Annotated in this window: 23 protein-coding genes; 12 read left to right on the top strand and 11 right to left on the bottom strand. The window is 38.0% G+C overall.

Annotated elements, in window-relative coordinates:
* Positions 1-169: 169 nt before the first annotated feature.
* The 4 genes from rpmB to ACFINW_RS00705 all read left to right on the top strand — a co-directional run bounded on the left by rpmB (position 170) and on the right by ACFINW_RS00705 (position 3,631).
* Positions 170-487 carry a 50S ribosomal protein L28 gene (gene rpmB, locus ACFINW_RS00720; protein ID WP_375612235.1) on the top strand — a complete coding sequence of 106 codons (318 nt, stop codon included), beginning with the start codon at positions 170-172 and terminating at the stop codon, positions 485-487.
* A 146-nt stretch (positions 488-633) separates the two neighbouring features.
* The gene (locus ACFINW_RS00715; protein WP_375620948.1) at positions 634-1,317 is read left to right on the top strand and encodes a VUT family protein; all 684 of its coding nucleotides are present in this window, start codon (positions 634-636) and stop codon (positions 1,315-1,317) included.
* A 557-nt stretch (positions 1,318-1,874) separates the two neighbouring features.
* The gene (locus tag ACFINW_RS00710; RefSeq protein ID WP_375620949.1) at positions 1,875-2,726 is read left to right on the top strand and encodes a DNA adenine methylase; all 852 of its coding nucleotides are present in this window, start codon (positions 1,875-1,877) and stop codon (positions 2,724-2,726) included.
* Between the two features lie 8 nt (positions 2,727-2,734).
* Complete coding sequence (locus tag ACFINW_RS00705; protein ID WP_375620950.1) at positions 2,735-3,631, top strand: HaeIII family restriction endonuclease; 897 nt, start codon at positions 2,735-2,737, stop codon at positions 3,629-3,631.
* Positions 3,632-3,680: 49 nt separating this feature from the next.
* Here the strand turns inward: ACFINW_RS00705 and cobT are convergent, their stop codons facing one another.
* The 3 genes from cobT to ACFINW_RS00690 all read right to left on the bottom strand — a co-directional run bounded on the left by cobT (position 3,681) and on the right by ACFINW_RS00690 (position 7,394).
* Positions 3,681-5,576, bottom strand: a complete 1,896-nt coding sequence (gene cobT / locus ACFINW_RS00700) for a cobaltochelatase subunit CobT (protein WP_375639967.1) — start codon at positions 5,574-5,576, stop codon at positions 3,681-3,683.
* A 14-nt stretch (positions 5,577-5,590) separates the two neighbouring features.
* On the bottom strand, positions 5,591-6,571 hold the full coding sequence (gene cobS, locus ACFINW_RS00695) for a cobaltochelatase subunit CobS (RefSeq protein WP_375612717.1): 981 nt from the start codon (positions 6,569-6,571) through the stop codon (positions 5,591-5,593).
* 202 nt (positions 6,572-6,773) lie between these two features.
* Positions 6,774-7,394, bottom strand: coding sequence for a J domain-containing protein (locus ACFINW_RS00690; RefSeq protein WP_375612239.1), 621 nt, complete (start codon positions 7,392-7,394; stop codon positions 6,774-6,776).
* A 123-nt stretch (positions 7,395-7,517) separates the two neighbouring features.
* Here ACFINW_RS00690 and ACFINW_RS00685 point away from each other — a divergent pair, with 123 nt between their 5' ends.
* Positions 7,518-7,790 carry a BolA family protein gene (locus ACFINW_RS00685; protein ID WP_375612716.1) on the top strand — a complete coding sequence of 91 codons (273 nt, stop codon included), beginning with the start codon at positions 7,518-7,520 and terminating at the stop codon, positions 7,788-7,790.
* An 18-nt stretch (positions 7,791-7,808) separates the two neighbouring features.
* On the opposite strand, the gene ACFINW_RS00680 is transcribed toward ACFINW_RS00685, so the two are convergent.
* Together ACFINW_RS00680 and ACFINW_RS00675 are read right to left on the bottom strand one after the other, a co-directional pair.
* Positions 7,809-8,777, bottom strand: coding sequence for a tyrosine recombinase XerC (locus ACFINW_RS00680; protein WP_375620952.1), 969 nt, complete (start codon positions 8,775-8,777; stop codon positions 7,809-7,811).
* A gap of 3 nt (positions 8,778-8,780) precedes the next feature.
* On the bottom strand, positions 8,781-9,602 hold the full coding sequence (locus tag ACFINW_RS00675; protein WP_375620953.1) for a SapC family protein: 822 nt from the start codon (positions 9,600-9,602) through the stop codon (positions 8,781-8,783).
* A 132-nt stretch (positions 9,603-9,734) separates the two neighbouring features.
* Here ACFINW_RS00675 and rimM point away from each other — a divergent pair, with 132 nt between their 5' ends.
* The 7 genes from rimM (at position 9,735) to ACFINW_RS00640 (ending at position 15,871) form a co-directional block, all read left to right on the top strand.
* On the top strand, positions 9,735-10,292 hold the full coding sequence (gene rimM, locus ACFINW_RS00670; RefSeq protein ID WP_375639976.1) for a ribosome maturation factor RimM: 558 nt from the start codon (positions 9,735-9,737) through the stop codon (positions 10,290-10,292).
* Positions 10,293-10,576: 284 nt separating this feature from the next.
* Positions 10,577-11,275 carry a tRNA (guanosine(37)-N1)-methyltransferase TrmD gene (trmD, locus tag ACFINW_RS00665; RefSeq protein ID WP_375612244.1) on the top strand — a complete coding sequence of 233 codons (699 nt, stop codon included), beginning with the start codon at positions 10,577-10,579 and terminating at the stop codon, positions 11,273-11,275.
* A gap of 209 nt (positions 11,276-11,484) precedes the next feature.
* Positions 11,485-11,925: a 50S ribosomal protein L19 gene (rplS, locus tag ACFINW_RS00660; protein ID WP_375612245.1), complete on the top strand. Its 441-nt coding sequence runs from the start codon at positions 11,485-11,487 to the stop codon at positions 11,923-11,925.
* A gap of 494 nt (positions 11,926-12,419) precedes the next feature.
* On the top strand, positions 12,420-12,821 hold the full coding sequence (gene sdhC, locus ACFINW_RS00655; RefSeq protein WP_375620954.1) for a succinate dehydrogenase, cytochrome b556 subunit: 402 nt from the start codon (positions 12,420-12,422) through the stop codon (positions 12,819-12,821).
* A gap of 18 nt (positions 12,822-12,839) precedes the next feature.
* Positions 12,840-13,226, top strand: a complete 387-nt coding sequence (gene sdhD, locus ACFINW_RS00650; RefSeq protein ID WP_375612246.1) for a succinate dehydrogenase, hydrophobic membrane anchor protein — start codon at positions 12,840-12,842, stop codon at positions 13,224-13,226.
* A 6-nt stretch (positions 13,227-13,232) separates the two neighbouring features.
* A complete protein-coding gene (gene sdhA / locus ACFINW_RS00645; protein ID WP_375645283.1) occupies positions 13,233-15,077 on the top strand; it encodes a succinate dehydrogenase flavoprotein subunit in 1,845 nt (614 codons plus the stop codon).
* Positions 15,078-15,091: 14 nt separating this feature from the next.
* Complete coding sequence (locus ACFINW_RS00640) at positions 15,092-15,871, top strand: succinate dehydrogenase iron-sulfur subunit (protein WP_005774220.1); 780 nt, start codon at positions 15,092-15,094, stop codon at positions 15,869-15,871.
* A 1,890-nt stretch (positions 15,872-17,761) separates the two neighbouring features.
* Here ACFINW_RS00640 and ACFINW_RS00635 read toward each other — a convergent pair.
* The 6 genes from ACFINW_RS00635 to ACFINW_RS00610 form a co-directional block, all read right to left on the bottom strand.
* Positions 17,762-17,938 (bottom strand): hypothetical protein, encoded by a 177-nt coding sequence (locus ACFINW_RS00635; RefSeq protein WP_375673648.1) that lies wholly within the window; start codon positions 17,936-17,938, stop codon positions 17,762-17,764.
* 1,258 nt (positions 17,939-19,196) lie between these two features.
* Positions 19,197-20,258 carry a P-type DNA transfer ATPase VirB11 gene (gene virB11, locus ACFINW_RS00630; protein ID WP_375618302.1) on the bottom strand — a complete coding sequence of 354 codons (1,062 nt, stop codon included), beginning with the start codon at positions 20,256-20,258 and terminating at the stop codon, positions 19,197-19,199.
* Positions 20,233-21,390: a type IV secretion system protein VirB10 gene (gene virB10 / locus ACFINW_RS00625; protein ID WP_375618344.1), complete on the bottom strand. Its 1,158-nt coding sequence runs from the start codon at positions 21,388-21,390 to the stop codon at positions 20,233-20,235. Before virB10 ends, virB11 begins: the two co-directional genes overlap by 26 nt.
* On the bottom strand, positions 21,390-22,196 hold the full coding sequence (gene virB9 / locus ACFINW_RS00620; RefSeq protein ID WP_375606008.1) for a P-type conjugative transfer protein VirB9: 807 nt from the start codon (positions 22,194-22,196) through the stop codon (positions 21,390-21,392). The genes virB10 and virB9 overlap by 1 nt, the downstream gene beginning before the upstream one ends.
* Positions 22,197-22,209: 13 nt before the next feature.
* The gene (locus ACFINW_RS00615) at positions 22,210-22,911 is read right to left on the bottom strand and encodes a virB8 family protein (RefSeq protein ID WP_375606007.1); all 702 of its coding nucleotides are present in this window, start codon (positions 22,909-22,911) and stop codon (positions 22,210-22,212) included.
* Positions 22,908-23,003: TrwH protein (locus ACFINW_RS00610; RefSeq protein ID WP_375618343.1), on the bottom strand; the 96-nt coding region annotated here is incomplete at its 5' end. The genes ACFINW_RS00610 and ACFINW_RS00615, both read right to left, overlap by 4 nt.

Here is a 23,003-nt window from a genome sequence, read left to right as displayed (position 1 = left end):
AAGAGATGAAAAAGGTTTTATAAAAGACTTGACCTTTTGTTGTCGACCCCCTATTAGAAAGAAACTTCCCAATGATGCCCGTTCAAGGTTGCATTGCGCGTGTTTTGCGTTCATTGTGTCCTTTGGGTATGGGGATTTGAAAGTTTCTTAGAGTTTAAGGGTGAAGTTTATGTCTCGTGCATGTGAATTGACAGGGAAGACGGTTCTGTATGGTAATAATGTTAGCCATGCGAATAATAAGACTCGGCGTCGTTTTTTACCAAATCTTTGCAATGTGACATTGATTTCAGAGGTGTTACAGCAAAGTTATCGCTTGCGTATTTCAGCAAATGCATTGCGTTCTGTTGAGCACCGCGGTGGTCTTGATGGTTTTTTGATTAAAGCAGACGATAAAGAGTTGTCGCAACGTGCGCGTTTGCTAAAACGCCAAATCATTAAGAAAAAAGCTGAGCAAGAAGGTGAGCAAAAGGCTGAACAGGCAGCATAATTGTTAGCGCCATCCTTTTTGGTTTATCAACGCCGCCATTCTTTTTGGTTTATTAACGCTTTGATTTCGGTTTTCTGTTCTAGAAGTTAAGTTTTTTGCAGGTTGATCGTTTCATTTTATTGGTTCCATATCCCAGGTTAAAAAAAATGTCTTCAAGCGGTCTTTTATTAGAACAGCAAAAGAAAAGGTATGTTGTTTTTTCTATTTTTGCAATGTGCCTTGCTGTCACGGCTTCTAATATTTTAGTTCAATATCCTGTCTATTGGTTTGATTTGAATGCGCTGTTGACTTATGGGGCTTTTACCTATCCATTTGCTTTTCTAATCAATGATTTGACCAATCGTTTTTATGGTCCATTTGCTGCGCGGCGTGTGGTTTATGCTGGTTTTTTTACGGGTGTCTTTGTTTCTTGGATATTGGCGACACCACGGCTTGCACTTGCTTCTAGTTTTGCATTTTTATTTGGGCAACTCCTTGATATTGTGGTTTTTACTCCTTTGCGACGTAAAACATGGTGGAAAGCACCTTTAGCAGCAGCGTTGGTTGGTTCAGCTTTGGATACAGTGCTGTTTTTTGCTCTTGCTTTTTCTAGCTCGTTTGCTGTTTTTGATAAGATAACAGGGTATGCAGATAGTTCACTGGTGGAGAGTACTGTTTTGGGAGGGATAGGCATGCCAGTTTGGCTATCGCTTACTTTTGGTGATTTTTCGGTAAAAATTATTATGAGCCTGTTTATGTTGATTCCTTATGGAACAATTCTTAATATTGTAAAGCTTCCTCTTTATCAAAGTCCTTCAAAGGATGATTCTTCTTTTGTTTGTAACAAATAATGGTCTTTGTTCTTTTGTTTTGCTAAATGAAGAGGGGAGGGGAGTTATGTCCTATAAGGGCAGAATTTAAGCGGATTTATAAGAGGTATTTTGATTCTTTTCTCAAGTTGTATTTATCCATACATCATCTATGCTTACGATGTGTAAGGAAATGGTTTTGACTGATTCAGTATGGGATAAGAGCATCTTATCAGCATTAAAAACAGATAATAAAGCTCTTATAAAGGATCAAAAATGTTTTGTTAAGAGTTGTGATGTCTTACTTATGATTATTTGAGCTATAAGAAACTTGGTTCTTATAAAGGAAAAAACATTTCGATATACATTTGGGTAGTATATAAATAGAAAAATAAATACCAATGGTATCAAGTCTTTTTTGACAGTTTTAAAATTTGGTTATACTGATATTTATCATTATTTTAGTAACAAATGTTTGTGCAGATATGTTAATGAATTTACAATTTGTTATAATGCGATCTCTGTAGAATTTGGCAAACGCTTCGAGTGTTTATTTTAGATAATTGTAGGTTAGAAATGCGATACTTGGAGCTGATAGTATGAATAAAATGATAAATCAAACAGATCATACAGAGGCTTTATTTGATAATTTTGTATTAACTTCCTTGAAAAAACAGAGAGAGACTAGGGAGTTGCCTATTGTAAAATCACCTCTTCGTTATCCGGGAGGGAAAAGTCGTGCTGTTCCTATGATTATTAATAACTATATAAGGAAACAGAAAACTTTATGTTCTCCTTTTGTGGGAGGCGGTTCAATTGAATTAACCTTAGCAAAAAGAGGAACAAGGGTTTATGCTTATGATGCTTTTAAGCCGCTTGTTATTTTTTGGCAGATGCTTTTGAAAGATGCTTCAGCTCTTGCAGAAAAAGTGAGAGAATATGAAGATATGACTCCCGTAATGTTTTATAATCTCCAAAAAACTTTTGGGAATATTAAAAATCAATTAGAGATTGCTGCCGTTTTTTTTGTTCTTAATCGTTCTTCTTTTTCCGGAACGACACTTTCTGGTGGTATGTCTCCAGGACATCCCCGATTCAATTATCGTTCTATTGAACGGCTTAAAGATTTTAAGATTGAAAACTTCATAGTGGAACACAGAGATTTTACAGAAAGTATTCCTAAACACTCTAACGATTTTCTTTATTGTGATCCTCCGTACCTTATTAATCAAAAACTTTACGGTCACAAAGGCGATAAACATAATTCTTTTGATCATCAAGCTCTTGCTGAACTTTTGAGAAAGCGTCAAGGATGGGTTTTATCTTATAATGATTGTGTGGAAGTTAGAGAACTTTATAAAGGACATACAATACTTAATCCTGAATGGACTTACGGTATGGGAAACAATAAAAAATCAAATGAACTCGTAATTTTGAGTAAGGATCTTTAGGAAATTGCATGAATCAGGTAGAAAATGGAAAAGCCTTTGAATATGCTTTGGCTATGGGTTTTAAAAAAGCAACAAAGGCTTCTATAGAGTTTAATTCGTCTTTTCAAATAGCGGAGTCTTTTTATAATTTATTTAATGATACTGAAAAAAGGCTTTTAAATCTTGCTTCTATTGAAGCAGCCGTTTTTTTACAGTTACATGATAAAAATATTAGAAACACGAAAACTATTGTTCTTCAGGAAGATTTTGTTGGGATCAAAGGAGATGTCCGTGATATTATTTTAAAAGTTCCTGAAAATCCTATTGGTATTTCTGCAAAACATAATCATAGCGCTATCAAACATCCTCGCCTTTCCAGTAAAATAGATTTTGGTAAAGAATGGACAGGTTATTCTTGTAGCAGCGTTTATTTCAATGAGGTTAGGCCTATTTTTGATTATTTAGCAGAGCTTAGAGATAAGAAGATGTTCTTTAGAGATATAGAGGATAAAGACAGCAGAGTTTATCTTCCAATCCTAGAAGCTTTTTCTAAAGAACTTCAAAGGCTTTGTTTAGATTATCAAGATAAATTTGTGAAGCTATTGTTTCAGTATGTTATAGGTTCTTATGATTTTTATAAGATTATGATAGATACAAGATCTAAACAAAAACGGGTTATTATTCAGTCTTTTAATTTGAATGGCACTCTAGGATATGGTCGTAAATGGAAAATTCCAAGCAAAATTTTATCCGTTGCACTAAAACCAGAAAGTAAAAACAAACTCATTATAATTTTTGAAGATGGTTGGAGCATTTCTTTTAGGATTCATAATGCATCCAGTAAAGTAGAAGCTTCCTTAAAGTTCGATATTCAATTTGTGGGATTATCTTCTCAGGTTGTTAGTCATCAAATTCCGATGGTTTAATGATAGAGATAATTTTTTAAAATGTAATCGTTGCTGATTCAAGGCAGGTTTATTTCTTATGAATATGAGTTCTTTTATCACTAAAAAGTATTTCTAATTGTTTTGTTATGGCGTCGGCGAGTTCTTCAGCATTCATAATTGTTACAGCACGTTGATAATAACGTGTGACGTCATGACCAATTCCAATGGCAATGAGTTCGATAGGGGAGTGTGTTTGGATTTCTTGAATCACTGCGCGTAAGTGTTTTTCTAAATAATTGCTGGAGTTGACCGATAGTGTCGAATCGTCAACAGGAGCACCATCAGAAATGACCATGAGGATGCGACGTTGTTCACGCCGTGATAAAAGGCGTTGATGAGCCCAAATCAAAGCTTCTCCGTCGATATTTTCTTTTAATAATCCTTCTTGCATCATCAAACCTAAATTGCGTCGTGCGCGACGCCATGGGGTATCAGCACTTTTATAGATGATATGGCATAAATCATTGAGGCGTCCAGGATTATGGAGTTTGTTTTGGGTAAGCCATTGTTCGCGCGATTTTCCCCCTTTCCAAGTTTTGGTGGTAAAACCTAAAATTTCAACTTTGACACCACAACGCTCAAGAGTTTGTGCCAAAATATCAGCACAACTTGCAGCAACGCTAATGGGGCGTCCGCGCATTGAGCCAGAATTATCAATGAGGAGTGAAACAACTGTGTCCCGAAATTGGGTGTTGCTTTCCATTTTAAAAGAAAGGGGTTGCATGGGGTCAATAATTAGACGTGGAAGCCGTGTTGTATCAAGATATCCTTCTTCAAGGTCAAAGTTCCAGTTGCGATTTTGTTGCGCCATCAAGCGGCGCTGGAGACGGTTTGCTAAACGTCCAACGATGTTTTGGAGATGATTGATTTGCTTATCAAGATAACGGCGTAAGTGATCTAACTCGTTTTCAGAACAAAAATCTGTTGCTTCCAAAATTTCATCAAATTGACGGGTGAAGATTTTATAATTGCCAAGTCTTTCCATTTGTTCCGAATCAGAAAAAAGGTGTTTGGGTTTGCTCGGCTTTTCTTGCCAAGGTCCATTTTTTTGTTCGCCGTCAGCTTGATCATTGTTGTTTGATTGTGTCGCTTGTGTTTTTCCATCATCTTGCACATCACTTTCTTGTTCAGTGCTGGTTTTTTCTTCACTTTGAGCGTGTTTTTTGTTTTTACTCTCTTCTTCTGCTTGGTCTTGAGGTTCACACGCATTTTTTAATTTTTTATTGTTTTCACTGTTAGAAGCTTCAGCTTGTTGCACTGTCATTTTGAGTGTAACAAGCATTTGGCGAACAATCTGTGCAAAAGCCTTTTGGTTGTAAATATGTTGTGGGAGTTCATTGAGTTGTGATGCTGCTTTTTGTTCGAGTTCTTTACGCCACAATTCTAAGACAGAACCCGCTTCTCTTGGAGCTGCGCGCTTTGTTATTTTTTCACGCAATAAAAGTGCAATCGCTTCTTGGATGGGGGCTTCACTTTGGTTGCTAATTTTATGATAATGGGCTCTTTTGTATTTATCGGCGAGCATGACATCAAGATTTTTTGCAAGTCCCTCCATGGCTAAAGTACCAATTGCTTCAACACGTGTTTGTTCGAGGACTTCAAAGATAGCACGCGCTTCTGATTCTAGTGGAGCAAATTGCATGTGAATGCGGTTGTCATGCCATGCTTTGCGCAGAGCCATGGAATCACCTAATCCGCGGGTAATGGTGATGTCTTTATTCGTTGCGTATTGAGGTAATTCTGGTAAACGCGCACAACTTTCGCTTAAAGATGGTCGATTATGACTAAAGGAAACTTCAAGGTTGTTTGTGCCTGCAATTGCACGCATACAGGTGGAAAGTGCTTTTTTAAAAGCTTCAGTATTAAGAGTGTTGTTTGAAGAGTCTTTTGCCGGATTTTTGTTGTCGCCAATATCGGTAGCCATGAGTGATAGATTCCTTAAGGTGAAACACCATGAATGAGTGATTCGGGAAGCTCTTGTCCAAAGGCGCGTTGATAAAATTCTGCAACAGTGGCACGTTCGAGTTCATCACATTTATTGAGAAAGGTTAATCGGAAGGCAAAGCCGACATCTTGAAAAATTGTTGTATTTTCTGCCCAAGTAATGACGGTACGTGGACTCATGACAGTTGAAAGATCTCCATTGATAAAAGATTGGCGTACCATATCAGCAACATGAACCATTTGTGAAATTGTCTTTTTTCCCTCAGCCGTTTGAAAAGATTTGACCTTTGAACAAATGATATTAACCTCTTTATCATGGGGTAAATAATTGAGTATCGTAACAATAGACCAGCGGTCCATTTGAGCTTGATTGATCTGTTGGGTACCATGATAGAGACCGGTTGTATCACCAAGACCAATGGTGTTTGCTGTTGCAAAAAGACGAAATGCTGGGTGTGGAGAGATGACACGGCTTTGATCAAGTAAGCTTAGTTTTCCAGAGGTTTCAAGAACGCGTTGGATGACAAACATAACATCGGGACGCCCCGCATCATATTCGTCGAAAACAAGAGCAATATTATTTTGATAAGCCCATGGCAAAATGCCCTCTTTAAATTCAGTGATTTGTAAGCCATCTTTTAAAACGATAGCATCTTTTCCTACAAGATCGATACGACTTACATGACTATCGAGATTAATGCGAAGACAAGGCCAGTTAAGACGTGCAGCAACTTGTTCAATATGCGTTGATTTCCCTGTACCGTGATAGCCAGAAACCATTACACGGCGGTTAAAGGTAAAACCTGCGAGAATCGCTAAAGTTGTTTGCTGATCAAAAAGATAATCAGGATCGATATCAGGAACATGGGGACTTTTTGTGCTAAAAGCAGGGACTTTCAGATCTGTTTCAATATGAAATAGATCGCGAGCACAAAGTGTAATATCGGGCAAATTTTCAACGGTAAGATTTGTCATTATGTTTCTGGAAGGGAGAGGACGCTATTTATTCATTAGAAACGATACAAGAGTTAAAGTATTTATGCAATGCTCTATAATGAGAGCCTTAGATATTGAAGAAAGATTTTTTTACGTATTCTATAATGTTTTGCAAAAAAAGTAACATTTTGCGCAAATAATGATGGTCTAAATGAAAATAGACTCATATAAGCGCATGTTTTCAGCACAAACCAGACTTTTTTAGCAAATTGTAAGCATGTAAAACATCACGAAAGCGCTCTTCTGAAGCACGATTACCACCATTGGAATCAGGATGGTGCTTTTTTACCAACTCTTTATATTTCATTTTGATGTCTTCTGCTGAAGCGTTTGCCTGTAGTCCCAGTGTATCAAAAGCTTTTGCTTCTAAGGGCTTTAATTTTCGTGAGAACTTATTGTTTGAATGCTGCCCAGTAAAAAGCGTGAAGGGATCGCGCATGCGATTTTGATAGGCAGCTGTTCCAGAGCGAATCTTTGCATAATTCGCGGCTGTTTTTTTCGATGTACCATTGCTCAGATCTGTAGGCCATGTCGGACGATGTCCTGTGAGAGCATCCTTTTGAAATTTTGCGATATCTTTATTGCTAAGACCAGAGAAGTAATTAAAATTTTTATTGTAGGCGCGTACGTGTTCAATACAAAAATATAAATATTGTCCTTCGTGATTTCGACCTGCTGGTGCTTTATGGGACCCTGTTTTTTCACAACCTTCCCACTGACACTGTTGTGCTTCTGGCTCAGCTTTTTGTTTTTTATTTGAGCTTATGCGAATTGAATCGAATAATTTAGATGTTATTGTCATATTATTGGTTTATGCAAAATTGATTAATTTTACAAGAATTGACTTTTGAAAAATTTGTTTTCACACTTATTCTATTATGAAAAAGGTTATTTTTGCACGTTCATTTTGTTTGAGGAATGAAAAATGTTTATAGAAACAATAATTCAGAGAAAGCTTCAGGATGCTTTTCATCCGCAAAAGCTTGAAGTGATTAACGAAAGTCATCTTCATGAGGGGCATCCTCATAATGAACATGCTTTTGATGGTAAAGGAGAAACACATTTTCGAGTGAAAATTTTATCTTCTTCTTTTTCTAATATGACACGCGTAGAAATACATCGAGCGATTTATAAAGTTTTACAAGAAGAGTTAGCTACTTGTGTTCATGCTTTGGCACTTGAGGTTGAAACACTCTAATTTTTTGATGAGACGTTTTTAGGAACGGGGATGGGCCTTTTGATAGATTTTTAACAAATGGTCTGTATCGACGTGGGTATAGATTTGTGTGGTGGAAAGACTAGCGTGCCCAAGAAGTTCTTGAATCGTGCGCAAATCTCCCCCCCGTGATAAAAGATGGGTGGCAAAAGAATGGCGCAGTGTATGAGGCGTTGCAGTTTCTGGTAAACCAAGGCTTGTTCGTAAGTTGCGTACAGTTTTCTGAATAATGGCGGGCTGTAGGGGACCGCCTCGCGCCCCACGAAATATGGGTTGGTTATCCAATAAAGGATATGGGCAACATTTGAGATAATTTTGTACAGCTTCGTAAACAATTTTGATGAGAGGAACAAGGCGTGTTTTGCCGCCTTTTCCTGTTATAAATAAACTTGTTTTTTCAGGATCAGAAAATTGTTCTGGTGTGAGGCTTAAGGCTTCTGATATTCGCATTCCACAGCCATAAAGAAGCATGAGGACAGCAGCATTACGCGCGGTAATCCAAGGTTCATTTTCCAGTTGATTTTCTTGTTTGACTATGTGAAGTGCTGATTTTATCGCTAAAGGTTTTGGGAGCAATTTGGGGTGTTTGGGGCTTCGGATAAGTTGAGCTGCGGGAACATTGACGATTCCTTCACGTGATAAGTATTTGAAAAAAGAACGGATGCCTGCTACTCCGCGGCTTAAAGAACGAGCACTTACATTATTTGTTCGCCGATAAGCAAGATAAGCACGCAAGTCACTAACGCGTAAATGAGCAAGATCTGTAAGAGTTGGTGTATGGCTTAAGTGTTGACAGAGAAAAGACAAAAATTGCCGCGTATCACGTTCATAGGCTTGCACTGTTTGTGCTGACATACGACGTGTTTGGGTAAGACACTCTAACCAATTTTTCCTTGCGTTTAAAATTGCATGGTCTGCTGGAATGAGAGGAATGTTTTCATCTTTTCTCTTGTCGTTTTTGATAGGCATTATCTAGTTGAGAGTTTCTTTCTTTTTAGATTTTTCATCGTTAGAATGACCATTCTTGTTTTGGGGTTGCTCTTCACGATTGATAAGTTGCTTTTCACCTTTGAGAGAGAGTATTTTCACAAGATTGTGTGTTGACATCAAATGCGCAAAAATTAATCCTAAAAAGCCATTTTTATGAAGTTTGGCAAGTTGGCTTGCTGATAATTTATTCAATTTTTCTTCATCAACAACCCAAAAATGTTCCAATTGCGCTGAGAGACCTTTATCGTTTTTCACATTGATGGATTTTTGGCTTAGAAGATCCATTTCTACAAGAGCATCAATAAACTCAGAGGTTTTCTCCATAGCGATTTTAAAACTTTCAAGAAAGCGAATACGTTCTTCCATAAAAGGAGAAATAGAGCCATCGGAATTAAAAAGTTCTGTTCCTGCAACTTCATTAAACATACCGGACTGTTGATCAAAGCAGACAGAAAGTTCTTTTTCATTGCTAATTTGTGCCAAAACAAAAGGATAGCGACGGACAAAAGCTGGAACATAAGTATTGTTTTTCCAACTTTTATCAGAAGCGATATAGTCATTTTCGTCATTAGAAAGACCGACAAGAGCTGCGGATGTGTAGTGCCGTTTTTTTTGTTCATCTTCAGCGCACATAAATAAAATAGGATAGTCTAGTGCTGCTTGAAAATATTCAGTACTTGCTAAAGGAACCCAATGAGTATCCTTGGCAAAAGACATATCACTTGGAGGAGCAAATTTTAGATTTTTATGGGAAATTTTGTTGATTGGTGTGATATCTTTGTAAAATAGCATAATATTTGCCATAAGACTTTCTCCTTTATTAATTTGTTTTTTGTTACCAAGAAAGGTCTTTTAGAAGATTGTCTCATATGGCAACAAGATTGAATAGAAAACTATAAGATTGAAGGGTTCATTTTTGAGAGATAATATTTTTGCATGAAGTATAATAAAGAAAAGCTTAAAAATAAAGTCTATCTTGCCATTATTGGTATGCCTCATGGTATAAAAGGAGATGTTTTTGTTAAAATTCTAAGTGCTGAGCCACAGCGTTTCAAGTGTTACAGCACTCTTTATGATGATATGGGGCGTTCTTATGAAATTGTAACTCTTCGCATACAAAAAAATAAGGCGATTGTACGTTTTAAAGGGGTAGAAAATCGTAATGCGGCTGAGTCTTTAAAAGGTATTCGCCTTTATGTGACGCGTGATCAATTAATTGATGATTTGATGGAGGATGAGTTTTATCAAGTCGATTTAATAGGCTTGTGTGTCCAAGATTGTGGGGGGAAAATCTTAGGTGAAGTGTGTGGTTTTTTTAATTTCGGGGCTGGTGATTTGCTTGAAATACGTTTGAATACAGGTAAAAGAGTTCTTATTCCCTTTAGTAAGGCGGCGGTACCAGAAATTTGTATGGATTCTGGTTTTCTTGTTGTTGATCCCATGGCCGCTGGTTTAATTGATGGGGGAGACAATGATAAAAAGGAAATAGCTTGAATCTAAAAATAAAGATGAAGGTAAAAAACAACAGATGAATTTCGTCAATAAAAAGTGGAATGTGTGAAAATATTAAAAATGCTCTTTTGAGCAGATATTGTAAGCACTTTATCTCGAAATAGTCCTGAATTTTTAGAGTCTTTTTTAGTGCAAGTATTTAGAAGGATCGTATTGAATATGGCGCAGATCAAGAAGACTCAGATTAACGCTATAGCGTTAAAAGTCTTGTTTGTGCTATTTTTGCTATTAAGAGTCTGTTTAAGAAAATAAGGATAAGAAATAAAATGAAATTTCAGGCGCGCGTTTTAACCCTTTATCCTGAAATGTTTCCTGGTTTTTTAGGGTATTCTTTAGCAGGGCAAGCTTTAGAGCGTGGAATTTGGTCACTGGAGACGGTACAGATTAGGGATTTTGCTTTAGACAAACACCATAGCGTTGATGATAAACCTGCTGGTGGGGGAGCTGGTATGGTAATGCGGGCGGATGTATTGGCGGCTGCTCTTGATTGCTGTCCACAGGATTCGCCAAGATTGTTGATGAGTCCACGTGGACGCCCTTTTGACCAAGCTTACGCGCATAGCTTGGCTCGTGATACGGGTGTAACGTTAGTTTGTGGACGTTTTGAAGGGGTTGATGAGCGAGTCATAGAAGCACGAGAATTAGAAGAAGTTTCTATTGGTGATTATATTCTTTCAGGGGGTGAAACAGCTGCATTGGTTATCTTAGATGCTATTATACGTCTTCTGCCTGGAGTGATGGGGAATGCAGCTTCTGCAAGGTGTGAAAGTTTTGAAAATGACTTGCTGGAACATCCGCAATATACCCGCCCTTCTCTTTTCGAAGGGCGGGGTATTCCGCCTGTATTGCTCTCAGGTCATCACAAAGCGATCGCAGATTGGCGTCAAAGCCAAGCCGAATTGTTAACACGTCAACGTCGCCCTGATCTTTATGCACGTTATAATAAAAATCATCAGAAAACTTGATTCATATGATAAGGTGGTGTATTGCATGGCTCTCTTTTTAGAGAGTTTTTTATAAAAGGTTTTCTGTAGTTCCAAAATTAAAATGAAGGAATGGTGTATTCGCTCCTGTGTAAGACATAGCCTAAAGAGCTCCTTATTCTTAATAAAGGCTTTTTTGGTAAGAGTTGAGCGCTCTGACTGTTCGATAAAGAACATGAAGGATAAAAGAAATGAATATTATCGCACAGCTTGAAGCTGAACAATGTGCAAAAATTGAAGAAAAGCGCCAATTTCCAGCATTTCAGCCAGGAGATACAGTCCGTGTTATGGTGCGTGTGACAGAAGGTACACGGACGCGTGTTCAGGCTTATGAAGGTGTCTGTATTGCGCGTTCAGGCGGTGGGTTGAATGAGACCTTTACAGTACGCAAGATTTCTTATGGTGAAGGGGTGGAGAGGGTATTTCCTGTTTATTCTCCTTTGATTGAAGGTGTTGAGCTGGTGCGCCGTGGTAAAGTGCGCCGTGCAAAACTCTATTATCTACGTGGCTTGAGAGGTAAAGCTGCACGTATCGCTGAAAAGAGAGATTATCGGAAAAAAGCTGAAAAGGTTGTTGAGAAAGTAGAAGCAGCATCTGTCAGCACAGATGTTGAAAAGCAAGTTTCTGAGTAAAGATTATATCGGCTAAACTTTATGCAAAAGCGGCTTTTATGCCGCTTATTTGTGTCTTTCTTGATTCGTTTTGCCTTTTAAAAGGCTTGGAGTGGACATAAAAATGTTCAATCTATCAATTTTTCCTCTTTTTATTCTTAATTATGGGTGCAGTTTAAGAGACTATTGCATATATCGTGAATACTCAAAAGGATAAGTTTAATCTGAAAAAATGTCTGTTTATATTTGGAAACGATTTTAGACCTTTGACGTGAAGATAAAAGTGTATTAGATTAAGGCGAGTTTTGCGGATCATATCCAGGGAGTAATCGGTTTTTTTATGCGTGACCTTTAATCCGTTATTTGAGACAACCGACCTGTAATATCGGTATCTTGAGATGCCAAACAAGTAAAAACGAGAGAGTATGTTTAGTCGTTTTGCGCGACTTTCTCGTTCATTGCGGTTGCAAAAACCAGGTCAGGATATTTTATGATAAACCAGGTCAGGATATTTTATGATAGAGACAACTAGGATAAAAGAGCGCCCTCGTTCCCCTCATATAAGTATTTATCGTTGGACAATTACTATGGCCATGTCCATTGCACACCGAATTACGGGTATGGCGCTTTATGTTGGAACGGTTTTTCTTGCTGTTTGGTTAATTGCTATTGCGTGTGGCGAGGAGACATTTAAAACAGTTTACGAAATTTATAGTTCTTGGTTTGGATTGTGTATTTTGTTTCTTTATACTTTGGCAGGGGTTCATCACATGGTTGGTGGTGTTCGCCACATTGTTTGGGATCTGAAGCCTTGCCTTTTGGCAAAAGAAAAGGCAACAGTCACTGCTTGGGCGACAGTGTTTATTTCTCTTATTGTTACTTTTGCGATTTGGATTATTGGATATACCGTTGTTTAGCTGGGGGTGAAAAGAGACATGAAAAAAGATTTTCGAACGGAACTTGGAAAAGTACGGGGGCGTGGCAGTGCTCATGAAGGAACAGAGCATTTTTGGCTAGAACGTTTGACGGGGTTTATCAATCTACCACTTTTGATATTTTTTATTGTTCTTATTCTTTCGCTTGTGGGCAAGGATTATAGTATTGTGCGTGCAAGACTTGCACATCCTATTGTTGCTATTTTGATGGGATTGATGACTTTTTCGGTCCTTTATCATATGAAACTTGGTATGCAGGTGGTGATTGAAGATTATATTCCACGTGAAGGTTTTCGGATATTCTTTTTGACGTTAAATATTTTATTTTGTTTTCTCATAGGTGGTATCATTATTTTTTCTCTTTTGAAAATTGCATTAGGGGGTTAAACAAGTATGGCGGGTACAGGATCATCTCTGGGTGCTAAAGCAGGTAACGCCCCTTATCGCACTGTGGATCATAAATTTGATGTTGTTGTTGTTGGGGCAGGTGGTGCAGGATTACGTGCGACACTGGGTATGGCAGAACAAGGATTAAAGACAGCTTGTATTACGAAGGTTTTTCCAACGCGCTCACATACGGTTGCAGCACAAGGGGGAATTGCTGCATCGCTTTCAAATATGGGACCTGACAATTGGCAGTGGCATTTATATGATACCGTGAAAGGTTCTGATTGGTTGGGCGATACCGATGCAATGGAATATTTGGTGCGTAATGCTCCTGCTGCTGTGTATGAATTAGAACATTATGGCGTTCCTTTTTCGCGAACGCAAGAAGGCAAAATTTATCAGCGTCCTTTTGGTGGACATACGACACAATTTGGTGAAGGTCCACCTGTTCAGCGTACTTGCGCAGCAGCTGACCGTACAGGCCATGCCATTTTGCATACGCTTTATGGACAAAGCTTAAAGCATAATGCGCAATTTTTTATTGAATATTTTGCACTCGATCTCATCATGACGGATGGGGTTTGTACGGGGGTTGTGGCATGGAATCTCGATGATGGTACAATACATCGTTTTTCTGCCAAAATGGTTGTTCTTGCAACCGGTGGTTATGGACGCGCTTATTTTTCTGCGACATCGGCGCATACCTGTACGGGTGATGGTGGTGGAATGATCGCACGTGCTGGATTGCCACTTCAGGATATGGAGTTTGTGCAATTCCATCCGACAGGGATTTACGGTTCTGGCTGCTTAATTACAGAAGGAGCTCGTGGTGAAGGAGGCTATTTAATCAATTCTGAAGGTGAACGCTTTATGGAGCGCTATGCACCTTCCTTTAAGGATTTGGCTTCACGTGATTTGGTTTCACGTTGTATCACACTTGAAATTCGTGAAGGACGTGGCGTTGGACCTAAGAAGGACCATATTCATTTGGTTCTCAATCATATTGATCCTGCAATCTTGCATGAGCGGTTACCAGGGATTTCAGAATCAGCACGGATATTTGCAGGGGTGGATGTAACAAAAGAGCCTATCCCCATCTTGCCAACGGTTCATTATAATATGGGTGGGATTCCTACCAATTACTACGGGGAAGTTCTCAATCCAACGGCTGATTCGCCTGATCGTATTCAACTAGGGCTGATGGCGGTAGGAGAAGCAGGATGTGCTTCTGTTCATGGTGCTAACCGCTTGGGGTCAAATTCATTAATTGATCTTGTGGTGTTTGGTCGTGCTGCTGCCATTCGCGCGGGTGAAGTTATTGATCGGAATGCAGAAATTCCACCCATCAATGAAGAAGCTGTTGACGAAATTATAGCGCGTTTTGATCGTTTACGTTTTGCACAAGGGGCAATACCAACAGCTGTATTGCGTGAAAAAATGCAACGCACGATGCAAGAAGACGCAGCAGTCTTCCGTACAGAAGATTCTTTGAAACAGGGATGTCAACGGATGAATAAAATCTGGGGGGAATTGTCGGATCTCAAAGTCACAGATCGTTCTCTGATATGGAATTCTGATTTGGTTGAAACATTAGAGCTTGAAAATCTTATGGCGAATGCAATCATGACTGTTCATTCTGCCGAAGCACGTTCAGAAAGCCGTGGCGCTCACGCTCGTGAAGATTACCCAGAGCGTGATGATAAAAACTGGCGTAAACATACGATTTCACATTTGTCAAAAGAAGGTAAGGTGACATTATCATATCGACCTGTCCATGTGGACCCGTTAACATCTGAAGCTGATGGTGGGATCGATTTAAAGCGCATTGCACCTAAAAAACGGGTTTATTAAGGGGAGAATAAAATATGGTACAAATTAAGCTTCCCAAAAATTCTCAAGTAAAACCGGGAAAGGTTTGGCCTAAACCTGAAGGTGCTACAAAGCTGACGGAATTTCACGTGTATCGTTGGTCGCCTGATGATGAGGAAAATCCTCATTTAGATACTTATTATGTGGATCGTTCTGCTTGTGGTCCTATGATTCTTGATGGGCTTTTGTTTATTAAAAACCATATTGATCCAACTTTGACACTTCGTCGATCATGCCGTGAAGGCATCTGTGGTTCATGTGCGATGAATATTGATGGAACCAATACATTAGCTTGTACCAAAGGGATGGATGATGTAAAACATCCCATTAAGGTCTATCCGTTGCCTTCCATGCCGGTTGTTAAAGATTTGGTTCCTGATTTAAAGCGTTTTTATGCACAACACCGAGTCATTGAGCCTTGGTTGCAAACAGTTTCTCCTGAACCTGCAAAAGAATGGTTACAAAGTCACTCCGATCGCCAAAAAATCGATGGCCTTTATGAATGTATTTTGTGTGCGTGTTGTCAGACTTCATGTCCAAGTTATTGGTGGAACGGTGATCGTTATTTGGGGCCCGCTGTTTTGCTTCAAGCTTATCGCTGGATTGCGGATTCACGTGATGAGATGTGTGGTGAACGTCTTGATAATTTAGAAGATCCTTTCCGCCTTTATCGTTGCCATACGATTATGAATTGTGCGCAAACTTGTCCAAAGGGATTAAATCCAGCGAAAGCAATTGCTGAAATTAAAAAACTCATGGTTGAACGCCGCCTCTGAAAATTTACTGATTGATCAAAATAAAGCGCAAGGTGGAAAATTGTATCTCCTTTTAGCAATTAAATCTCTAAAAGAAGATCGGCTGCTTATGGGGGCGCAGTAGCTATAATCATTCTAAAAGTGAAGTAATCCCTAAAAATTTAAGCAATCCTTGTAGAAGCAATCCTTGCAATGGCTGAGCAGAAAACTCATAGTTGAATATTATCTTTGAAAATTGACCGATTAACGAACAGTAAAAAGAAAAATAGAAAATTGTGCGTGTTTTTGTGCCTCTTTGAGGCTTAATATCTAAAAATTTATTGGCTTCTATGAGGCGGTTAGTATAGTTATTATTGCCTTTAAAAGGCATTAGTCTTTCGAGTAAACTATACTTTAAATAGCGTTCTATGTAAAAACAATAAAATCAATATGCCATGTGTTTTTATTTTTATTAAATTCGCATCATAATTTATAATTTGATGCAGATTCAAGTAATCATTTTTTATAAAAAATGATTACTCTTTATAAATAGAGCACAAAAAATAAATGCTGATACAAATATTATAACGCATGTAAATTATCTAAATGAAATACAAAGGAGTGATCATTATGACAATTCGTCATTTTACGACACATTTATTGTAATATCGAAAACATTGCTAATATTCAAGGATTAGGAATTTTTGATAATATCATTATATATATATAAAGGTCATATTTTTTGTTTTAAAGATTGGATTGTTAATCGCATTAAAAAGCAAAATTTATAGTTCTTAAAAAATGGAGAACGTAAAATCCCTCTCTATTGTAGAGATAGATATATAGTTAAGGGGGTAGTAATTTAAAAATATTGTAACATCATAGATTTAAATTCACTAAAGAGCAAATAAGACGTTTTTAAAAAATATCAAATTTATAGTTTTTTCTAAAAATTTAGAAAACACTAGTGAGAATTCTAAGAACACGTGTTGCGAATGTGGAATAGGGATGTTTATAGGTTCGTTTGAGTTGAATGAATTCAATCATCAAAGAAAACATGTTGTATTTTTATGAGTTTCGTGGGTTTTTATTTTATATGTTTTTATCTATAAAAAATAGAGATTTCTAGGTTTAGGTCTTATTTATAATGTTAGGGGATTTCATTTTTTCTTGTATATATGCTGAAGAAAGTTATTTAAGCGGTAAAAGTGTTTTTTATTTTATTTTTTAGCATAAAGATATTTCTTAACATGAAAGAGAGGTGTCCAAGTATTAACGGTATAATCAGCCATTGTTTTGGTATTTATTCTGTTGTGCTGTAAAACACTATCTTATTTAGGATGTGGTAATTAGAGTGGTTAGAAGGTGAAATCTGCTAGGTGAGGGGGCGGATTGTTTGCAGATCAGTGGCGTGTTAAGAGGCTTCGTCCTTTGAGGTGTGATAGGTGGAGTCTGTTAGCCAATTACGTAAACTAGAGCGAAATCTACGTGGACAGGTTTTTAACCTAACCTCTCTTATATATTGTGATAGGAAATTCACCTTAATAAGGACTACGACCGGTTACAGAAAACAGAAATCATTGCGAAAAAACAAGCGTGCTTGTTTTAAAATTTTTAATATTTGTGATCATAGTGACATGCGAAATCTCCTGTAGTATCACGCAGACCGTTCGTATTCTCGAGCCAAGAGTTGTCCATATATCCTCTTCAATCTGATCTTCACGAATTGATGCAAGAGATGGGTACGAACACCTGTAAGAATAAGCAGACGCAAAGCCAGTTGTATCATTATTGTTGCTTTGCAGAGTGTTTGATAAAAATCTGGAACATTTCTCCAATTCATTGCCGGTTTATTAATGACTTTATGGCGTTGTTTTTCTAAAAGAGCTTTTGCTGTTGCAGCTTTTACTTATCAAATGGGAGTTAAGAGTATTATGTATCTCTGTTGGCGTAATCTTTGAAAGTTGCTATACAGCCGCCTAATTTGAGGAGAATATGAAGCTGTAAAGGTGCAAACCAGTTTCCATTTTTAGCATCATTTTTTAATTCTGCTTTACGACTTTCAAAAGCATCTAGAGTAATGTCTTTTAAATAATAGAGATTACGCATTGCTTCACGCTTTTGTTTCTCTCGTTCTTTAATAAGATCAAAACCCTTATGTAAAACAGAACGCCCCGAGCCAAATACACTTTGCTTGTCAATTTACACGCTTGTTTTTAAGAAACCTTTCTTTAAGGTGCCTAAGCTTATTTCATTACAGAGCTCGTGGATGGTATAATGGTAAAGCCCCGATGAACAATATAAAATTTATAGAGCATCTCCATTTTTACACTTCATAAAAGAGCAAGTTGGGCGCCATTAGACACTTTGCAAACTCCCAATGTTGTGACAATTTTTGGCATTTTGGATGGTTTATAAAAGGCATTTTTAGTGCTTTTTTGTACAGTTTCATTCTATACGGCTTTATTTACTTATAATGTGCAAGAGACATGGTTTTGGTTAATAAACAGCTTTGAAATGAGAGAATCCTACGGTACTAAGATCTCTTATCCAACACGCAAAATAATGAACACTCTTTATAAGACAATGTGATGCATCTTAAGAAGAGTGATCGTAGATCTGTTCTTTTAGGAATTTTTGCTTTTTGTGGTGCAGAGAAGAGAGCAGGAATATTCAGAGTAGAGCTTACCTTATGGAATCTATGGATATCGTCTTTAGGAGAGGGACATAAGCCACGTGATATGGTTAGCAAAGCTTGCCTAAGAGAAATTTGGTTGTTTACGAACAACCGGAGGTTAAGAATCTTTCTTCGTCCGAAGAAGACGTCTATATACCACTATACTTTTTATTACCAAATAGAACGTGGTTTATGGATGCTAAATCGAAATGATAATTTATTTCGTATGAGGTTTTCCGTATTTGGAGATTGTTTGGTTAAAAAACATATTTATTAATCACTTGAAAATAGTGCTTAGAATTTTTAAACGATAAGTTTTGGTCTTGATGACGATAATTATTTGTGATGATCGAAAGTACCTATTTTACGAAGCTTTCATTGATAGGCGAATCAAAATTTATTCTTTTCTTTTGTTTAAATATTTATTTTGCAGCTATTTTTTCTTTTTTGCATCAAAGATACTTTTTCAAAAGGTAAATGGAAAGAATGATCAAAGGCAAGAGAATAAAGAGAGCCTTATGTATAATTTGGTTTTCTCGTAGAGTTGTTGTCTATTAACTTTTTTCTTCATGAAGAGTGTAGAAAATCCATCGGAGAAGCAAAGAGAATAGGAAAAGTTAAATAAATAGCCGTAACAATTAGTTACGGCTATTTATGTTTGCTTCATATTACCGAGAGAGGAAGCTCCCCTTAAGCGATTTTTGATTTAGCAAAAATCGGGTCGTAAAAGACTTCAGAGAGTTTTCTATCTTTAAAGAACAACACTACGTCAACTGTTGTATAGAGAACGATTTTTATCATTTCTAACTCGAGTTGCCGGCCAATTTCTGATCTTTTAATCAAGGTGGCACATCGCTCAAATGTCTGCAAAGCGCTGTTAGCATGCGTTGTTGTAATCGATCCGGGATGACCAGTGTTGAGCGAATTGAGATATTCCCATGCTTCATTGCCTCGCAATTCAGCGAGAAAAATTCTGTCAGGCGACTGACGCATACACGCATCTAGGCATTCTTCAGCTGAAACACGACCTACATTGTTACCATAAATCATATGTACATGATTGGGATGATTGGGTAGAAAAAGCTCATGAACATCTTCAATTGTGATAATACGCTCCTCTACAGGGACCTTTTCAATTAAAGAGCGAGCAAATGTTGTTTTACCAGATCCTGTTTTGCCTGCAATAATAATGTTGCGTTTGTGAAGGACGCATTCTTCCAAAAATTCAAGAATTTTTCCCTCACGTTTACTTTGTAAGAGTTGAACTTCAAATGGTTCCAACCGTGTGAAGTCTTGCCTCGATAACAAGTTATTGGCTTCTTTTGCTGAAGGCTTATTAAAACTTACATCAGAAAAATCGTCAAATGCCCCTTCTTCTTTGAGTTCTTCTAACGTTTTAACTATGAGAGAATGTTTACGAATTACAAAGGAAAGAGCACCATCAACAACAGCTGGTGTTTGTATAATTGTACCACGTTGTCCACCAGGCAAGAGCACATAATTAATACTTCTGGGAGCCATACCGTTATAAACGATAATAGCTGTAATAAGCGTTTGCAAAAAAGTGGTTGTTAACTCTGGTACGCTATGTACTTGCCAACCCTTAAAGCTTTTCGTCCATACTTCACAGGGGCGGCAAATCGATAATTCAGTGATCGTGGGATCTTCTAAAAAACAATCAAGCGGTTGCAGAAGCTGAAAAACTGCTTGATCTTTTTGTATCGGGTTAACGTGTGACGAGACTGTAGACATCGCTGAAATCCAGATCACGAGCAACAAAAATATTTACTCGTTCGCCTTGGTTTTTGTAAAGTGTTGGTGTGATATTGATGGAATTTTGAAGAACATCGATTGCTATAGATTCAGCATTCTGAGCTCCTTTATTTTGTGAGTTATCTTTATTTTCTTTGCTGCTTTTACCAACTTTTCCTCTTACCCATTCTCCTAAATCACCGATAATGCTTACCATAATTGCACTACCAAATCGTTCCCAAAAATGTCTGTCAACCCAGCCACCAATACCCGCTTCACCCAGAGGACCTGTGCCTGGTGAGTCAAGATTGACAACAACACCAGAAGGCGTTTCAATGCGTAACCATTGCACAAACACGCGCGTTTGTCCTTGTTGTATGCCACTTTGGTAAAAACCAACGACTTTAGAACCACGGTCAAGCAAAACAACACGTCCACTCGTGGAATAAATATCGCGTGTTAAATGACACGTCGTCATTCCGGGTTGTGATGTAATGATTTTTGTTTCTAATGTACAATCTATTTGCGTTCCTTGTGTAATCAAAAAGTCACGGTTACGAAGTTGCATCGCATGTGATTGACCTAAACGCACAGGCTGAAGGTTATCAAATAATACGCCATTACCTCTATCATTATTCGATGCTTTATTATTTGTATCTGTAGATCCTTCGCTACCACCGTTGTTAAGGCTAGAACTGAGCATACGTTTGCGTGCTAATTCTTCAGAATCTTGGAGCATATGTGGAGGAATGGCTGTTTGAAGAAGCTTACTCAAGGCCGGTGGAATATCCAAGTTTGAATCTTCTATTTGTGTTGATTTTTCTGCTTCTTCTACAATCTTTGGCTCTTCTATAATCCGAGGGACATAGTTTGGTATAATTTGCTGTACTATTTGTTGTGGTTTTTCTTCCTCAACCTCCACGGTATTACGCATTTTAAAAGCTTTCCAAGTCAAGGCAATTGGTATCGCTACTATGACAATAAGTCCTACCATTAACAATGCACGGGTACCTGGAATTGTCGGACGACGTTCAGAACCTAGTTCGGATCCTCCATAGGCACCTTCAATGTGTTTTTGCTCGACGTTGTCCAGTTTTGTACCTTTTCCCTCTCCTTCCTTATTGTCAAACATCATTTTCCTCCTTTATTGATACGATAAACCACCGAAGATACTGTCCCTGTTGTGTTTGGTACGCCATTGGGGTCATAGGCTTCATTAAAAACAGCTAGAGCGCGTTTACCAAGCCGTATGAGCCATTTAGGATTGACCTTATGAACGGCGATAATATCATTAGAACTGCCGATAACGGTGCGTGGTATTAAGCTTTCATTGCCTTCAGCATCTACGACATAAATCGATGGCATATCCATGTTAGCGGGAAATTTGAAGTAAGTAATACGCCCATTGTCCCAAGCATTTATCGGAGCAATATCTTGGTGACCGCTCATGGTATAACTGAGATTATAACCGTTGACGCTTTGGTGAAAACCACGTTCAATCGCAAGGCGTCGATTGTTTTCTTCTGACTTTTCATCGTTTGAATCGGGATAATGGAAAGCCAATTCATATGTTGATCCCGCACGGTCATTCCGAAATTGTAGTCGGAATTTATAACTCCGTTTGTCGGTTACAACGATGAGATTGGTATTGGCAAGTTCTGCTTTTGGTTTAATAAAAATATGCCGCCCTTTATGAGCAAAGGCATAGGCTTCAGAATCGCCAAAGGCATGAGTTATGTACTGCTCACCTTCTTCAAGAATAATATGTGTTGCCACACCAAGAACTGTTTCAATTTGAACCACATCGGCTTCGTTATATGTTATATAGCGAATGCGGTGATCATATTGTGAATTTGATGGACTTTTGAGCGCCTGCACAGGTACCGTATAAAGAGAAGAAAACGAAGACAATAGAACAACGAACGCAAGTTTTTTCATAACAATCAATTCCTTAATCATTCAACAGTATTTCTGGGTCAGAACGGTAACTTGTTACTTGAAAACCAAGGGGGTTAAGCAATCGATCAGATGATTTCATGGGTGCACCAACATAGGTGTAACCAATTGTTGCAATTTGGTGCTGTTTTGGTCCAGTAGCAGCACCGTTGCTGTCAAGTTGCTGAGTCGTAAAACGTACAGTTGCTTGACCTAGTCCATTAGGCTGGATTGATCGTACTTTAACTGTAATACGTGCTTTGTTGGAAAGCACTTTGTCCCGTGCATTTTCTCCATCATAGATTTTATAATATTCTTGTTGAACAGATGCCGCACTTAAAAGTGCTGTTGTGTCATAGTTCAGTTGAATAGTATCGTAGTCGTAAGTTTCGCGGTTAAGCACATATTGATTTAGCCAATATCTATCTACAACTTCACCATAGCTTTCTTCGTGTTCACGCATGATTGAGATAACATCAACTGCACCCGTCGTATTATCAACGCGCAATACTAAGGGAGTTGGAGCTGGTTGAGAAAATCCAACAACTCCACATATCATACCGAATAAGCCAAAAAGACCCACAGTACTCGCAACACGCCATGCCGTTCTGCGCGACCTTATAAATTCATTGATAAGATCACGTTCTAAGCCACGGCTTTCTTCATAATAACTTCTAAGTTGTTCGGCTTTCACTGGTTTTGCTTGTTTTGTTTTCATCTGTCTCCTCGCTTGATTTCGGCAGGGATTGTTTTATTAATAGGCACGCGGTTCCTATCATTGGGCTGTTTTAGCTTTGGTGCTAATGCACA

It is taken from the genome of Bartonella sp. AA18HLJMS, from assembly GCF_042197245.1.
Classification (GTDB): domain Bacteria; phylum Pseudomonadota; class Alphaproteobacteria; order Rhizobiales; family Rhizobiaceae; genus Bartonella.
This window is presented reverse-complemented; position numbering and strand designations above follow the sequence as displayed.